Below are 13,997 nucleotides of genomic sequence, written 5' to 3' on the forward strand. Positions count from 1 at the left end.
ACGTGCTGGACGAGCCCAGCATCGGCCTGCACCAGCGCGACAACGACCGCCTGATTGCCACGCTGCAGCACCTGCGCAACCTGGGCAATTCGGTGCTGGTGGTCGAGCACGACGAGGACATGATCCGCACCGCCGACCACGTGATCGACATGGGCCCGGGCGCGGGCGTGCACGGTGGCCACGTGATGGCCCAGGGCACTTGCGAGCAGATCATGGCCACGCCCGGCTCCGTCACCGGCCAGTACCTCAGCGGCGCGCGCCAGATCGCGGTGCCATCGCGGCGCACGCCCTGGTTGCCCGTGGTGAAGGCCGAGCCCAAGGCCGCGCCGGCCAAGCCGCGTTTCCCCATGAGCCCGGCGGCCGAGCGACGCGCCGCGCGCCAGGCGGCGCACGAGGCCTCGCTGGGCGACCTGCAGGCCATTCGCGTGGTCAACGCCACCGGCCACAGCCTCAAGGGCGTGACGGTGTCGTTCCCGGTGGGGCTGTTCACTTGCGTCACGGGGGTGTCGGGCTCGGGCAAATCGACCCTGGTGAACGACACGCTGTACGCCGCCGTGGCGCGCACGCTGTACCGCTCGCACGACGAGCCCGCGCCGCACGACGCCATCGAGGGCATCGAGTTCTTCGACAAGGTCATCAACGTGGATCAGTCGCCCATTGGCCGCACGCCGCGCAGCAACCCGGCCACCTACACCGGCCTGTTCACCGGCATCCGCGAGCTGATGGCCGAAACCCCCACCGCGCGCGAGCGCGGCTACGGCCCCGGGCGCTTCAGCTTCAACGTGGCCGGCGGCCGTTGCGAGGCCTGCCAGGGCGACGGCGTGGTGAAAGTGGAGATGCACTTCCTGCCCGACGTGTACGTGCCTTGCGACGTGTGCCAGGGCCAGCGCTACAACCGCGAGACGCTGGAGGTTCAGTACAAGGGCAAGAACATCGCGCAGATCCTCAAGCTCACGGTGGAGCAGGCGCACGACTTCTTTGGTGCCGTGCCCACGCTGGCGCGCAAGCTGCAGACCCTGCTGGACGTGGGCCTGAGTTACCTCCAGCTCGGGCAGTCGGCCACCACGCTGTCGGGCGGTGAGGCCCAGCGCGTGAAGCTGGCGCAGGAACTCAGCAAGCGCGACACCGGCCGCACGCTCTACATCCTGGACGAGCCCACCACCGGCCTGCACTTCGCCGACATCGAGCTGCTGCTCAAGGTGCTGCACCAGTTGCGCGACGCGGGCAATACCATCGTGGTGATCGAGCACAACCTGGACGTGATCAAGACCGCCGACTGGGTCATCGACATGGGCCCCGAGGGCGGGGCGGGTGGGGGCACGGTGGTGGTGCAGGGCACGCCGGAAGACGTGGCCGCGCACCCTGAGAGCCACACCGGGCGTTACCTGGCGCGGCTGCTGCCGGGCTTGGCAACTGACGCCGCGGCCTAGTCGCTGCGGTAGGCCAGGCCCACCGAGGCGCCATACACGGTGCGGCTGGTCACCAGCGGGCTGCGCGCGGCGTCGCCCTGCAGTTGCGAGACGCTCACGCCCGCAAACCCCACCCAGCGCCGGCTCAGGGCCGAGGTGAGCCGCCAGCCGATGGAGGCGCTGTCAATCCCCGAACCCAGGGTGTGGAAGGGCAGGCCGGTGGCGGCGGCGCTGGCGGCGTCAATGCCGTAATGCGTGCGGTTGTAGGTGCCGTTGGCCCAGCCCAGGCCAAGCGACAAGTCCCAGTGGGTCTGGTCGGAGATGGGGTAGCGGTAGCTCAGGCCACCGTCCAGGCGCAGGCCGCCGTCTCGGCCCAGCAGGTCTTGCGAGGCGCGCAGCGAAGCCGAGAGCCGCGATGTCAGGCTGGTGCTGGCGGTCAGCCGTCCGCGCAGGGTGGAGCGCACATCGGGCAGGCCCCGGTACACCGGGTCTTTGTCCCAGTCGCGCCCCTCCTCAAAAGAGAGCGAGGCACTGAGGGTGGTGTGGGTGGTGGCGCGCAGTTCGGTGCTCACGCCCGAGTCCACGCGTTGGCGGCCCTGGCTGAGCAGGGCGCTGGCGCCCGAGGTGGCAAAACGGAAGCGCCCCAGTTGGAAGGCCCACATCGCGCCCGCGCTGATGCGCTGGTCTTCGGTGCCCAGGTGGGGGCGGCTTGAACTGATGGAGGCGCCCACCAGGTAATCGCGGCTGGCCTCCAGGGTCGGGTCGGCCGCCTGCGCGGCGGCCCATCCGCCGGCCAGGGCCGGCAGGCAGGCGAGGGCGCGCGGCAGGCGTGCGCCGGGCATGGTCAGAAGCGGCCCAGGTCTTCGATGGCGTCGATCACCATGCTGGTGCCCACGGCGATCAGCAGGATGTCGGCCGCCACGCGCACATATTTGTAGCCGGCAGGCGGCACGCCCAGTTGCACCGAGACGCTGTTGGGCACGGGGTAATACACCACGTCAGACGGCAGGCGCGAGCCCACGCGCCACTTCTTGGCCTGGCCCGGGGGCTGGCAGCCATTGCCTTTCTTGGCCAGGCCGGGCGGGCAGTTGCCCGAGCGGAACTGCGAGCCGTAGTAGTCGTAGGCGGCGCGGCGCTGGGGCTCGCCGAAGTAGCCACCGATCTGGATGTTGATGGAGGTGCCGCCGCCGTAAGAGCGATCGCGGTCACCGCCTTGCACGTAGCGCGGGCCGTCGTCGCGATCGCGTCGATCGCCGCGCTCGCGGCGCTCATCGCGATCGTGCTTGTTGCCCCGGTCGCCCTTGTCCGATTTCTCCCATTTGTCCTGTTTGCCGCCGCCGGCGTGGTCGGGCTTTTCGGCCACGGCGCAGCCGGCGCTCAGGGCCATCACCAGGCTCAGGCCCAGCAGTTTGAGGGTGGGTTTCTTCATGGCTTGTCTCGGTTCAGGGGAAGGTGAAGTTGGCGCTCAGGTCACCGGTGGTGGTGCTGGTGTCGGTGTCGGCGATCAGGGTCAGCGGGCCGGCGTCTTTGGTGATGCCGTTGGCCACCGCTCGAACCGTCAGTTTGCCAGCGACCGTGGTGTCTGTGGCAAAGGTCAAGGGGGCGCCCGAGGCCGAGTAGGTGGCCACGCGCGGGTCGTTCAGCGGCAGGCCAGCGAAGGCGTAGTTGCCCTGGGTGGTGGCGGTGGGCGTGGCCGAAAGCACGGGCAACGCCGCCAGTTCAATCGGCAGCCCACCCGAGAGCGCCTGGCGCAGGCTCACCAGGGCGTCCACCGCCGTGGCCTCGGTGGTGCTCACCTGGCCGGAAACGGTGGCTGTCGCGCCAGGGGTGACGCCGTCGGTGGACACGTCTTGCGCGATGGGGGCGCTGCCCACCACCACGGTCTGGCCCGAGGGCACGCTCACTTCTTTCACCACGGCGGTCGCGTAGCCGGGGCGGGTGATGACCAGGGTGTAGCTGCCCGGCTCAATCGGGCGCAGCACAAAGTTGCCCTGGGCGTCGGCCACGGTGGCGCGCACCGGGGTGCCCGCTTGTTGCAGCGAGACGGCCGATCCCACCTGCGCCACGGCGCCAGAGACGCCGGTGAAGGTGCGCGGAATCACGCGCAACACCGGCTTGAGGTTGTACTTGCCCGAGCTGCCCGCCACCACCACCGACTTGCAGGCATCGAAGTCGATCACGAAGTCGGCCACCTGGTTCGGTTGCACCGTCATGTTCACGTTCAGCTTCAGGCCCGACTGCTGGGCGCTGGGGGTGTCCAGGGCGATCTTGGCCGTTTGGCCCTCCTTGACGATCCAGTTCGCGTCAGCGTTGCCGCCGCTGTTGGCCGCCAGCACCAGGCGCAGCTGGGTGTAGCTGCCCGCGGGCAGGGCGGTCTGGCCCAGCTCTTCCAGGGCGCCGTTGGTCAGGTCCAGCAGATCGATGGTCTTGGGCTGGGCCAGCACAATCTCCGACCAGCCAGCCGCGTTGTCGGCCGCGCCACTGCTCTGGTGCACCCGCACGCGCTCCACGGTGACGTTGACCGATTCGTAGCCGCAGGCGGGCGCGTCGGTGAGGGCCAGGCGCAGCGTGCCGGTACCGGCACCATCGCCGCCGCCGCCACAAGCGGCCACCGTAGCCAGCAGCGCAGCAGCGCCCAGCGATTGCAATGTCTTTTTCATGGGTGTCCTCCGAGCAGGTGAGCCCCATGCCGTCGCGGCATGGGGTTCCGAATTCTGGGCACCCCCATACTCTCGGGGGTTACCAGATGTAATGTTTGCCGCTGATGCGCTGCCAGCCCGCCGCTGGTCGGATCGGGTGTTGGCTGGCAGACTCAGAGGCTTTCCCTCACTGGTGGGCTCATGCCCCTCGGCTGCCATGGCACAGGAAACCGAACTCAAGCTCAGCCTTGCCGCTGACGACCTGCCCCGCTTGTTGGCGCACCCCCTGTTGCGCACCACACCGCGGCGGCAGCACCTGCTCAACACCTATTTCGACACCCCCACCCTGCAGCTTCGCCAGCAGCGCATGGCGGTGCGCGAGCGTGTGGTGGGGCGGCAGACGCTGCTCACGGTGAAAACCGCCGGGCAGTCGGTGGGCGGTCTGTCGCGCCGTGGCGAGTGGGAGGCGCCCACGCGCCCGGGGGCTTTTGATTTCGCCGCGCTGGTGGACGAGCCCACGCTGGCCGCGGCCCTCTCGCGCGTGGCCTGGCAACTGGTGCCGGTGTTTCGCACCGACTTTCACCGGCGCACCTGGTGGCTGGACCACGCGGGCGCGCGCATCGAGGTGGCGCTGGACGAAGGCGCCATCACCAGTGGCGCCGCCCTGGCCCAGCCGATTCTGGAACTGGAGCTGGAGCTGCTCGACGGCCCGGTGGACGCCCTGCTGGACCTGGCCCACACCCTGACTCTAGGCCCGCAGGGCGACGCCCGCCATGCCCTGCGCCTGCGCCCTGCCCAGCGCAGCAAGGCCGAGCGCGGTTACGCCTTGTTTCTGGGCGAGCGCGCCCAGCCGGTGAAGGCCGCGCCCCTGGCGCTGCAGCCCGACATGCACCCGGTCGAGGCGTTTCGGGCGGCCGCCTTGTCGTGCCTGGCGCACCTGCAGGCCAATGAAGACGGCGTGCAACTGCCCGAGCCAGACCCCGAGTTCGTGCACCAGGCCCGCGTGGCCCTGCGCCGCCTGCGCACCGGGCTGCGCCTGTTCCAGCGCCACCTGCCCCCGCGCTTCGCGCGCCATTGGGCCGCCGAATGGAAGGCCTTGGCGCAGACTTTGGGCGAGGCCCGCAACTGGGACGTGCTGGTCACTGAAACGCTGCCCGCCCGCTTGCCGGAAACCGACCGCAGCCCCTCGGCGCGGGCGCTGCGCGAGTGGGTGCAGGCCCAGCGCCAGGTGGCCGACATGCGGGCCGCCGCCGCCCTGGCCAGCCCGGCGCACGCGCTGCGGGTGCTGGCCTTCACGCGTGGGGTGCTGGCCTTGTCTGCGCCCGACGCCAAGGCCCAGGGCAAGGCGCTGGCGCGCTGGGCCGCCGCCCACCTGCGCCGCCGCCACGCACGCCTGCGTCAGCAAGCCCGTGAGGCCCGCCAAGCCGGCCCGGAGGGGCGGCACGCCTTGCGCCTGGCCGTGAAACAGCAGCGCTACGCCCTGGAGTTTCTGGCCAGCCTGTTGCCCGCCAAGCGCGCCGCGCAGGCGGCCGCCACCCTGGCTGATGCCCAGGCCTTGTTGGGCGACTTGAATGACCTCACCACCGCCCAGTTCCTGCTGGCCGAGGTGCCCGCCGGCCTGGCCGATGAGGCCGTGGCCGAGGTGCAAGAGCGCCTCACCGAGGCCCTGAGCCAGGGCTTGCGCGGCCTGCCGCGCCTGGAGCGGGGGCTGGAGCGCACCGAGCGCCCCTGGGGCTGAGAGGCCGCCGCGCCCTCAGACCAGGGCGCTGGGCCGCTCGGCCACGCGGTCGCGCCAGGCCTGCAGGGCTTGCAGGCCATGGTCGGCTGGCTTGAAGTGGGCCAGTCGGGCGAAGTCCACCGCGCAGAAGGCGGTGATGTCGGCAATGGTGAAGCGGTCACCGGCCACCCAGGGCTGGCGCTGCAGTTCCGTATCCAGCCAGCGCGCACCCTCCAGCGCCTTCTGGAACTGCGATTGCCCGTAATCGGGGAACTGCGGCTGCTCCAGCGGCGCCAGGCCGGGGTGGGTGTGGCGAATCGAGTTGGCCATGGGCAGCATCAGGTACCACTCCACGCGGCGGTCGGCCATTTCGATGAAGGCGCGCTCTTCGGCGGTGCGCCCCATCAGGTTGGGCTCGGGCACGCGGCCTTCCATGAAGGTGCAGATGGCGCGGGTTTCGGTGAGCACGCGGCCGTCGTCCAACTCCAGCGCGGGCACGCGGGCCAGCGGGCTCTTGGCGCGGTACTCGGGCGTCTTGTGCTCCTGGGCGTTCAGGTCCACGTTCACCAGGTCCAGGCCACTGATGTTCTTTTCCACCAGAAACATCAGCACGCGGCGCGGGTTGGGCGCGCGCGGCGACACGTACAACTTCATGCGGGGGTCTCCTCTTGTTGTCGGGGCCTCAGCCCTTGAGGCTTTGGCCGGTCTCCACGATGGTGCGGGCGTTGGCCGAGAAGCGGGCGGCGGCCTCGTCGCCGTCGCGCGTGAGGTCCACCTGCGAGGGCGGCGCCTCAATGCCGCGCTGCACCGCCGGGCGCGCGCGGATCGCATCGCGCCAGCGCTTGAGGTGGGGCAGGTCGTCGATCTCCACGCCCGACCAGCGGTGCGTGCGCACCCAGGCCCAGTTGGCGATGTCGGCAATGGAGTAGTCGCCCGCCAGGTATTCGTGGTGCTGCAGGTGGCCGTCGAGCACCCGGAACAGCCGCTTGGTTTCGCCTTGGTACCGGTCAATCACGCTTGTGATTTTCTCCGGAAAGTAGCGGAAGAACACATTGGCCTGGCCCATCATGGGCCCCACCCCGCCCATCTGGAACATCAGCCACTGCAGCACGCGCGAGCGGCCCTTGGCGTCGGTGGGCATGAGGCGCCCGGTTTTTTCGGCCAGGTAAATGAGGATGGCCCCCGACTCGAACACCGCGAAGTCGTCGGCCTCGCGGTCCACGATGGCGGGGATGCGGCCATTGGGGTTGATGGCCAGAAACGCGGGCGTCTTCTGGTCACCCCGGCTCAGGTCAAGCACCTGCAGCGTGTAGGGCAGAGCCAGTTCTTCGAGCGCGATGGACACCTTGTGCCCGTTGGGCGTGGCGGCGGTGTAGAGATCGATCATGGGCACCCCGGCAAAAAAGCTGGCCCATGCTAGGCCGTGGGGTGCCCGGTGGCTGTCGCGCAGGCAACGCGACAGCGGGCCTTCAGCCGCGGGCGGCCTGCAGCTCGGCGCGGGTGCGCTCGGCCACGGTGCGGGCGGCGGCGGCGAAGTCGGTGCCGCTGCTGGCGTAGAGGATGGCGCGCGAGGAGTTGACCACGATCGGGCCTGTGACCTCAACGCCCTGCGCGCGCAGGCCGGCGCGCACCGTGGCGGTGGCGTCGCCGCCCTGGGCGCCCACGCCCGGAATGAGCAGGGGCAGCGTGGGGGCCAGGGCGCGCACGCGCTCGATCTCGGTGGGGTAGGTGGCGCCCACCACCAGGCCCAACTGGCCGTTGAGGTTCCAGGGCCCTTGGGCCAGGCGGGCCACGTGTTCGTACAGCAGGGGCTGGCCGTCCACCGAGGCCAGGCGCTGGGCCTGCAGGTCGTCGCCGCCGGGGTTGGAGGTGCGGCACAGCAGGAAGGCGCCCTTGCCGTGGTACTTCAGGTAGGGCTGCACCGAGTCAAAGCCCATGAAGGGCGAGAGCGTGACGGCGTCGGCCCCGTAGCGCTCGAAGGCCTCGATGGCGTACTGCTCGGCGGTGCTGCCGATGTCGCCGCGCTTGGCGTCCAGAATCACCGGCACTTGCGGGGCGACGCGCTTCATCAGCGCCACCAGGCGTTCCAACTGGTCTTCGGCGCGGTGGGCGGCGAAGTAGGCGATCTGGGGTTTGAAGGCGATGGCCAGGTCGGCCGTGGCCTCGACGATGGCGGCGCAGAAGTCGTAAATGCGGCTGGCGTCGCCCTTGAGGTGGGCGGGGAACTTGGCCGGGTCCGGGTCCAGGCCAACGCACAGCAAGGAACGGTTTTGGCGCTCGGCGCTGCGCAACATGTCGAGGAAGTTCATGCGCGGATTTTAGGCGGCCCCTACACTGCGCCCCCATGCCCGCCCTGAACCGCCGCCAACTCATCCTGCTCGCGCTCGTCACCCTGGTCTGGGGCATCAACTGGCCGATCATGAAGTTCGGCGTCACCGGTTACCCGCCGCTGACCTTCCGCACCCTGTGCATGTGGCTGGGCCTGCCGCTGCTGGGCGCCTTCGTGCTGTGGCGGCGCGAGCCACTGCGCATCGGGCGCGAGCACTGGCGCGAGTTCGGCGTGCTCACGGTGTTCAACATGCTCATCTGGCACACGCTGGCGATCCTGGCGGTGCAAAGCCTGTCCAGCGGCCGCGCGGCGATTCTGGGCTACACCATGCCGGTGTTCTCGGCCGTGATCGGCGCGCTCTTCCTGAGCCAGCGCCTCTCGGCCCGCGCCTGGGGCGGGGTGGGGGCCGCCGCGCTGGGGGTGGTGCTGTTGCTGTGGCACGAGGTCACCACGCTCACCGGCCGCCCGTCGGGCGTGGTGATGATGCTGGTGGCGGCTTGCGCCTGGGCGGTGGGCACCCAACTCATGCGGCGCACGAAGCTGCCCCAGTCCACGCTGACGCTGTCGTTCTGGATGACGGTGGTGGCCACCGTGTGGATGACGGCGCTGGCCGTGCTGTTCGAGCGCCAGTACTGGCACTGGCCCACGCCCGGGCAGTGGGCTTCGATTCTTTACAACGCGGTGGGCGTGTTCGCCTTCGCCCAGGTGGCGTGGCTGATGCTGGCGCGCGAGCTGCCGCCGGTGGCCTCCACCCTGTCGGTGATGTTCATTCCGGTGCTGGGTGTGTTCAGCGGCGCCTGGTGGCTGGGCGAGACCCTGCACTGGCAGGACTGGGCGGCGGTGGGGCTGGTGATGGTGTCGATCGGCTCGGTGTTGCTGCCTTCGCGCGCTGGGCGCTGAGCTCAGAAGATCGTCTGCTTGTCGAGTTTGGCCTTCACGATCAGGTCCACCACCGGCTGTTCGCGCTTGTTGGCGCGCATGCAGTGGTCTTTCTGAAAGCGGTCGGTCACGCGAATGACGAAGCGTGCCCAGCGCTTGTGCTCGCGCACCCGCCAGGCATGCGACGAGATCGATTCCCACGCGTAGCCGTTGAACACGGTGGCGTTCACGAAGTGGTCGAGTGCGCGAACGCCGGCGCGGCCGCGCGCGTTGGGGCCGAAGACGCCGATCCACACCAGCAGCAGGTAGCCCAGCACCGCCAGCGGCACCACGGCGCACATCAGCAGAAAACCGGCCGCGCGTTCTTTCACCGTGCTCATGCCGAGCCCTCCCGCCGGTGCAGGGTGAGGCGCACGCCGTTGGCCGAACGAATGGTGAGCCGGCCCACCGGGCGCGGCACGTGGCCCGGCACCGCGGCCAGGCGGTAGCGCCGCAGCAGGCTGGCCAGGATGAGCGTGGCCTCTTGCAGCGCGAAGGCCGCGCCCAGGCACACGCGCGGGCCCATGCCAAAGGGCAGGTAGCCCTGGCGCAGCGATTCGCGCGAGGCGTCGCCTTGGTAGCGGTCGGGGTTGAAGGCGTCGGGCTCGGCCCACAGGCCGCGGTGGCGCTGGATGAGCCAGGGCGCCACCACCACCGTGGCGCCTTCGCGCACCGGCTTCTTGCGCAGGGTGCAGGCGCCGGCCGACTGCCGCGCCATGAAGCCCACGGGCGGAAACAGGCGCAGCGTTTCGCGAAACACATTGCGCGTGAGCGCCAGCGCTTTCATGTCACCCACCTCGGAGGCGCGATCGCCCAGTTGCGCCAGCGCCTCGGCGTGGGCGCGCTCTTGCACCTCGGGCGCGTTGGCCAGCAGGTGGGCGGCCCAGGTGAGGGCGCTGGCCGAGGTTTCGTGCCCGGCCAGGAACAGCATGGCCACCTGGTCCACCAGCTCGTCAAAGCCGAAGGGCTGGCCGCTGGTGGCGTCGCGCGCTTCCATGAAGCTTTGCAAGATGTCGCTGTGCGCGGCCGCTTGCCCGGCCTGGTGGGCGTCAAAGCGCGGGCGAATGAGTTGCTCCAGCAGGCCGCGAATCTCGCGCGCGGCGCGGCGGCTGTGCCACACGTCCCAGGGCCACACCAGCCAGCGCAGGCCATAGATGGAGGGCAGCAGCAGGCGCGGGGCGATGGCCTGGAAGCGGGCGAAGGCCTCAAAGATGCGGCGCGCATCAGCCCCTTCCATGGGCACCGAGAAGATGGTGCGGAAGATGATGTCGGCCGTCACGTGCGTCATCTCCACCTCGATGTCGTGCTCGGCGCCGTCTGGCAGCGCGGCCAGGCGCTGCAGCATGGCCTGGGTGGCGGCCTGCATCACCGGGAAGGCCACCGCCAGCCGCGCCTGCGCGAAGGCCGGGTCCATCATGTCGCGCTGGCGGCGCCACTGCGCGCCGTTGGTGGTGAAGATGCTCTCGCCCAGCAGGGGTTGCAGGGCCTCGCCCAGCAGCGGGCTTTTGGGGAACTGCTCGGCCTCGTCGTCCATCACGCGGCGCACCAGCGCCGGGTCGTTCACCATGTACAGGTCAAGGCCGGGCAGGTGCACCTCGCCCATTTGCATGGCGTAGCTGCGCTCGTACAGCGCGTCCAGCCACGAGCGGCGGGCGCTGAAGAACATCAGCAGGCTGGAGGCCTTGCTCTTGCGGGGCTTCGGGTAGGCGGGGCAGAAATGCATGGGGTCAGGGCGCGGGCGCCAGCGTTCGCAGGTGTGGCTTGAGCGCGCGCGCCAGCCAGCGGGCGTAGGTGCCGCGATGGTAGTGGTGGTCGGCGCGGTCGCGGCGCTGCCAGGCGGGGCTCACCAGGCCATCGGGGCCGAGGCTGGCGGCGCGGTCGTCCAGGTAGGGCACGCCCAGCGCGGCGCAGGCGGCGGCCACGCGGTCGTTGAAGGCCAGGGTGAGGGCGGTGCGCTCGGCCTGGGTGTGGGGCAGTGCCTTGCGGGTGGTGCCCACGGCGTTGGCGGGCTCGAAGTCGTCGGGCAGGGTGGGCAGGGGCGCGCTCACCACCAGCAGGCGGTGGTGGGCGGCGAGTTCGGTGATGAAGGCGATGTAGCGGTCGGCGGCCTGCTGCATCAGGCGTTGCGGGGCCTGCGCGTCCTGGGCTTCTCGGGCGGCGCGGGCCCAGATGGTGTAGCCCGTGTCCACCTCGCCCAGGTTGAGCACCACGCTGTCGTGCGGCACCGACCGCAGCGCCGCCAGAAAGCGCGAGGCCGCCTGGGTTTGCGACTTCGGGTTGGGCAGGCCGGTGGCGGTGCCGCCGGGCACGTATTCGATGTGCCAGCGCACGCGGGGCAGCGCCCACAGAAACCACCAGTGCTCAAACACCCGCACGTGTGAGTCGCCCAGCACCAGCACGGTGTGCGTGGCGCGGCGTTCGCGCCGGGCCTGGGCCCAGCGCAGCAAGGGCAGGCGCCAGTCAGCCACCGGCCGCCCCCGCTGGGCGTGGCACCAGGCGCACGCGAATGCCCTCGTCTGAGCGCACGGTGAGCCGGCCCACCACGCGCGGTGTGGGGCCGCTGCCGGGGTGCAGCTCAAAGCGCTGCAACAGGCTACCCAGAATGAGCGCCGCCTCTTGCTGCGCAAAGCCCGCGCCAATGCAGGCGCGCGCGCCCAGGCCGAAGGGCAGGTAGGCCCCCTTGGGGTGCTGGCTGTGGCCCCCGGGCCCGAAGCGGCTGGGGTCAAAGGCGTCGGGTTCGGTCCACCAGCGGCGGTGGCGGTGCAGCAGCCAGGGCATCACCAGCAGCGCGTCCCCCCGGCGCACGCGGGCGCCGCGAATCTCGTGGTCGGTGGTGGCCTCGCGCGGGAAGTAGCCCACCGGGGGGTACAGGCGCAGCACCTCGCGAAACAGGGCGTGCAGGCGCACCAGGCGGCGCGCATCGGCGGCCTGCAGCTCGCCGCCGCCGGTGACGTCCTGCCACTCGGCGCGCAGGTTGTCTTGCAGCTCGGGGCATTCGGCCAGCAGGTACAGGCACCAGCTCAAGGCGCTGGCCGAGGTTTCGTGCCCCGCCAGAAAGAGCATGCAGATTTGGTCCAGCGCCTCGGTCTCGCTCAGGCGTGAGCCGTCTTGGGCGTCTTGCGCGCTGCGCAGCCCGGCCAGGATGTCGGCGCCCTGTGCCTCTTGTTCGGGCGCCAGCGTGGCGAAGCGCTCGTGCACGCGCTGCGCCAGAAAGCCGCGAATCACCGCCGCGTGGCGCTGGCGCCGCCGCCCCAGGCCCAGCGAGGGCAGGCGCAGCAGCTTCAGAAACACCACCCGCTGCGACAAGCGCTGGTAGCGGGTGAAGGCGTCGAACAGGCGCTCGGCTTCGTCGCCGCGCAGCGGCCGCGAGAAGATGGTGCGGTAGACGATGTCGGCGGTGACGTGCGTCATGGCGCCGTCCACGTCCAGCTCGCCGGGGGCCAGGCGGCCCAGCATGTCGGCGCAGGCGGCCTGCATCAGCGGGAACACGCGGCCCAGGCGGGCGTGGCCAAAGGCCTGGTCGAGCATGGCGCGCTGGCGCTGCCACAGTGGCCCGTTGGTGGTGAAGGGGCTGGAGCCAATGAGCGGCTCCAGCGCCTCGTGCATGTGCCGGTGCTTGGGGTAGTGCTGCGGCTCGCTCACCAGGATGCGCTCTACCCAGGCCGGGTCATTGATGACGAACACCCGCATGGCCGGCAGCCAGAAGTGGCCCATGAGCATGTCGTAGCTGCGCGCGGTGAGCGCGTCCAGCCACGAGTGGGCCACCCGCGCGAAGCCGCGCAGGCCCAGGCGGCGCTGGCTGGAAGGTTCGGGGCGCGGCGGTATCACGGCTCCCCCTTGCGTTGCACCTGCTCGGCCAGCGTGCGCGGGCCGTAGAGCACGTCCAGCGGCTGGAAGTTGCCGGGCTTGTCCGGTGTCATGAGGTAGAGGAAGTGGGTGGTGAGCTTGTCGCGCCGGATGTGGGCCCAGCGCGCGGGCTCGTACATCTGGAAGAACTTGGCGTTGTGCCGCAGCGGCTGGGGCGCGCCCCGGTGCGGCACGCCGCTGCCCGCCAGGGGGTGCACGTTGTAGAAGCACAGCGGGTCAATGCGGGCCGTCACGTCCCACCACATCAACCGGGGGTGGTGGCTCAGGCGGTGCAGGGCCTCGCGCAGGTGGGTGGCGGTGGGCACCAGGGCCACGAAGGGAATGCACTGGCCCAGGGTGACCATGCGCGTGGGCTGGCTGGCGGGCAGGGCTTGCCAGCGCGGGTCGGCCAGCAGCAGGTCCACCGCGTCCACCATCACCAGCGTGCCCACGCTGTGGCCCACCAGCAGCACCTCGTCCACCGGGTCGGCCTGCTGCATGGCGATCACGGTGTCGGCCCATTCGCGGGCGCGGGCCTGCATCTCGGGCAGCGGGGCGCGCCCGCTGCGGATGATGAAGGTGAAGATGCGCAGCAGCCAGAACAGGCCCTGCTTCGCGCCAAAGGCCCAGAGCCCCGCCACCAGCGCCGCGCCCAGCGCCCAGGCCAGCGGCCCGATGAGCAGCGCCAGCAGCGCACCGGCCAGCGCCCCCAGGGCCAGCGTGCCCAGCAGGTACACCGCCGGCAAGATGCCGGTGAGAAACGCGGTGCGCGACAAGGCCCTTGCCCGCATGGGCCCAACGCCTTGTGCAATGCCGGCGTAAGTGCCGAAGAACTCGCGCAGCAGCGCGCCGGGGCGGCGGCTCCAGTGGCGGCGAATGATGTCGTCCCAGCCCATGAACACGTGCTCGGTGTCCACCGCCGGGTGGCCATCGGGCTGGGCGTGCCATTGCACGCGCCAGCGGCTGTTCAGGGGCGAGAGGCGCTCGCGCCGGCCCACGCTGAAGTGCCCGCCCTGGGGCTGGGGCTTGGCGGCTTCGTCGCGGCACAGCCGGTGGTAGAAGGCCGGGCCGCGCGGGTCGAAGCCGCTGAAGTAATGCACGCGCCGGCGACGCAGCGCGGGTGCTTCGTTCATGGTGGG

At 70.6% G+C, this 13,997-nt stretch carries 13 protein-coding genes and 1 pseudogene; 3 read left to right on the forward strand and 11 right to left on the reverse strand.

The genetic code is table 11. The features are described from left to right. Positions 1 to 1,430 (forward strand): annotated as a pseudogene (locus ACE3RQ_RS05000) (excinuclease ABC subunit UvrA); the annotation flags it as partial. Here the strand turns inward: ACE3RQ_RS05000 and ACE3RQ_RS05005 are convergent. From ACE3RQ_RS05005 to ACE3RQ_RS05015, 3 genes are read right to left on the reverse strand one after another with little or no spacing between them, the layout of a single operon-like run. Beyond that, on the reverse strand, positions 1,427 to 2,251 hold the full coding sequence (locus tag ACE3RQ_RS05005) for a MipA/OmpV family protein (RefSeq protein ID WP_374520536.1): 825 nt from the start codon (positions 2,249 to 2,251) through the stop codon (positions 1,427 to 1,429). The pseudogene ACE3RQ_RS05000 and the gene ACE3RQ_RS05005 overlap by 4 nt on opposite strands. A gap of 2 nt (positions 2,252 to 2,253) precedes the next feature. Next, positions 2,254 to 2,838, reverse strand: coding sequence for a hypothetical protein (locus ACE3RQ_RS05010; protein ID WP_374520538.1), 585 nt, complete (start codon positions 2,836 to 2,838; stop codon positions 2,254 to 2,256). 13 nt (positions 2,839 to 2,851) lie between these two features. Continuing rightward, a complete protein-coding gene (locus tag ACE3RQ_RS05015) occupies positions 2,852 to 4,069 on the reverse strand; it encodes a DUF4382 domain-containing protein (protein ID WP_374520540.1) in 1,218 nt (405 codons plus the stop codon). A 196-nt stretch (positions 4,070 to 4,265) separates the two neighbouring features. On the opposite strand from ACE3RQ_RS05015, the gene ACE3RQ_RS05020 reads away from it, so the two are divergent. Further along, positions 4,266 to 5,786 (forward strand): CHAD domain-containing protein, encoded by a 1,521-nt coding sequence (locus ACE3RQ_RS05020; protein ID WP_374520542.1) that lies wholly within the window; start codon positions 4,266 to 4,268, stop codon positions 5,784 to 5,786. Positions 5,787 to 5,801: 15 nt separating this feature from the next. Here ACE3RQ_RS05020 and ACE3RQ_RS05025 read toward each other — a convergent pair whose 3' ends face one another. The 3 genes from ACE3RQ_RS05025 to pyrF all read right to left on the reverse strand — a co-directional run bounded on the left by ACE3RQ_RS05025 (position 5,802) and on the right by pyrF (position 8,074). Further along, complete coding sequence (locus tag ACE3RQ_RS05025; RefSeq protein ID WP_374520544.1) at positions 5,802 to 6,419, reverse strand: glutathione S-transferase family protein; 618 nt, start codon at positions 6,417 to 6,419, stop codon at positions 5,802 to 5,804. A 28-nt stretch (positions 6,420 to 6,447) separates the two neighbouring features. Further along, positions 6,448 to 7,152 carry a glutathione S-transferase family protein gene (locus ACE3RQ_RS05030; protein ID WP_374520546.1) on the reverse strand — a complete coding sequence of 235 codons (705 nt, stop codon included), beginning with the start codon at positions 7,150 to 7,152 and terminating at the stop codon, positions 6,448 to 6,450. Positions 7,153 to 7,234: 82 nt separating this feature from the next. Beyond that, positions 7,235 to 8,074, reverse strand: coding sequence for an orotidine-5'-phosphate decarboxylase (gene pyrF / locus ACE3RQ_RS05035; RefSeq protein WP_374520548.1), 840 nt, complete (start codon positions 8,072 to 8,074; stop codon positions 7,235 to 7,237). Positions 8,075 to 8,109: 35 nt separating this feature from the next. Between pyrF and ACE3RQ_RS05040 the strand changes: the two genes are divergently transcribed. Continuing rightward, on the forward strand, positions 8,110 to 8,994 hold the full coding sequence (locus ACE3RQ_RS05040) for a DMT family transporter (RefSeq protein WP_374520550.1): 885 nt from the start codon (positions 8,110 to 8,112) through the stop codon (positions 8,992 to 8,994). 2 nt (positions 8,995 to 8,996) lie between these two features. Here ACE3RQ_RS05040 and ACE3RQ_RS05045 read toward each other — a convergent pair whose 3' ends face one another. Genes ACE3RQ_RS05045 through ACE3RQ_RS05065 form a run of 5 tightly spaced genes read right to left on the reverse strand, consistent with a single transcriptional unit; the run spans position 8,997 to position 13,991 of the window. Next, complete coding sequence (locus tag ACE3RQ_RS05045; RefSeq protein ID WP_374520552.1) at positions 8,997 to 9,353, reverse strand: hypothetical protein; 357 nt, start codon at positions 9,351 to 9,353, stop codon at positions 8,997 to 8,999. Next, positions 9,350 to 10,735: a cytochrome P450 gene (locus ACE3RQ_RS05050; RefSeq protein WP_374520554.1), complete on the reverse strand. Its 1,386-nt coding sequence runs from the start codon at positions 10,733 to 10,735 to the stop codon at positions 9,350 to 9,352. Before ACE3RQ_RS05050 ends, ACE3RQ_RS05045 begins: the two co-directional genes overlap by 4 nt. 4 nt (positions 10,736 to 10,739) lie before the next feature. Next, positions 10,740 to 11,480, reverse strand: coding sequence for an SGNH/GDSL hydrolase family protein (locus ACE3RQ_RS05055; protein WP_374520556.1), 741 nt, complete (start codon positions 11,478 to 11,480; stop codon positions 10,740 to 10,742). Beyond that, the gene (locus ACE3RQ_RS05060; RefSeq protein ID WP_374520558.1) at positions 11,473 to 12,840 is read right to left on the reverse strand and encodes a cytochrome P450; all 1,368 of its coding nucleotides are present in this window, start codon (positions 12,838 to 12,840) and stop codon (positions 11,473 to 11,475) included. The genes ACE3RQ_RS05055 and ACE3RQ_RS05060 overlap by 8 nt, the downstream gene beginning before the upstream one ends. Further along, positions 12,837 to 13,991 carry a hypothetical protein gene (locus ACE3RQ_RS05065; protein WP_374520560.1) on the reverse strand — a complete coding sequence of 385 codons (1,155 nt, stop codon included), beginning with the start codon at positions 13,989 to 13,991 and terminating at the stop codon, positions 12,837 to 12,839. The genes ACE3RQ_RS05060 and ACE3RQ_RS05065 overlap by 4 nt, the downstream gene beginning before the upstream one ends. Positions 13,992 to 13,997 lie beyond the last annotated feature (6 nt).

Source organism: Hydrogenophaga sp., assembly GCF_041913525.1.
Lineage (GTDB): Bacteria > Pseudomonadota > Gammaproteobacteria > Burkholderiales > Burkholderiaceae_C > Hydrogenophaga.

What these genes read in the sequence shown, in the direction of transcription:
- ACE3RQ_RS05005 (WP_374520536.1), bottom strand. Translation starts at nt 2,251, where the DNA reads ATGCCCGGCGCACGCCTGCCGCGCGCCCTCGCCTGCCTGCCGGCCCTG.
- ACE3RQ_RS05015 (WP_374520540.1), bottom strand. Translation starts at nt 4,069, where the DNA reads ATGAAAAAGACATTGCAATCGCTGGGCGCTGCTGCGCTGCTGGCTACG.
- ACE3RQ_RS05040 (WP_374520550.1), top strand. Translation starts at nt 8,110, where the DNA reads ATGCCCGCCCTGAACCGCCGCCAACTCATCCTGCTCGCGCTCGTCACC.
- pyrF (WP_374520548.1), bottom strand. Translation starts at nt 8,074, where the DNA reads ATGAACTTCCTCGACATGTTGCGCAGCGCCGAGCGCCAAAACCGTTCC.
- ACE3RQ_RS05025 (WP_374520544.1), bottom strand. Translation starts at nt 6,419, where the DNA reads ATGAAGTTGTACGTGTCGCCGCGCGCGCCCAACCCGCGCCGCGTGCTG.
- ACE3RQ_RS05045 (WP_374520552.1), bottom strand. Translation starts at nt 9,353, where the DNA reads ATGAGCACGGTGAAAGAACGCGCGGCCGGTTTTCTGCTGATGTGCGCC.
- ACE3RQ_RS05010 (WP_374520538.1), bottom strand. Translation starts at nt 2,838, where the DNA reads ATGAAGAAACCCACCCTCAAACTGCTGGGCCTGAGCCTGGTGATGGCC.
- ACE3RQ_RS05020 (WP_374520542.1), top strand. Translation starts at nt 4,266, where the DNA reads ATGGCACAGGAAACCGAACTCAAGCTCAGCCTTGCCGCTGACGACCTG.
- ACE3RQ_RS05065 (WP_374520560.1), bottom strand. Translation starts at nt 13,991, where the DNA reads ATGAACGAAGCACCCGCGCTGCGTCGCCGGCGCGTGCATTACTTCAGC.
- ACE3RQ_RS05030 (WP_374520546.1), bottom strand. Translation starts at nt 7,152, where the DNA reads ATGATCGATCTCTACACCGCCGCCACGCCCAACGGGCACAAGGTGTCC.
- ACE3RQ_RS05050 (WP_374520554.1), bottom strand. Translation starts at nt 10,735, where the DNA reads ATGCATTTCTGCCCCGCCTACCCGAAGCCCCGCAAGAGCAAGGCCTCC.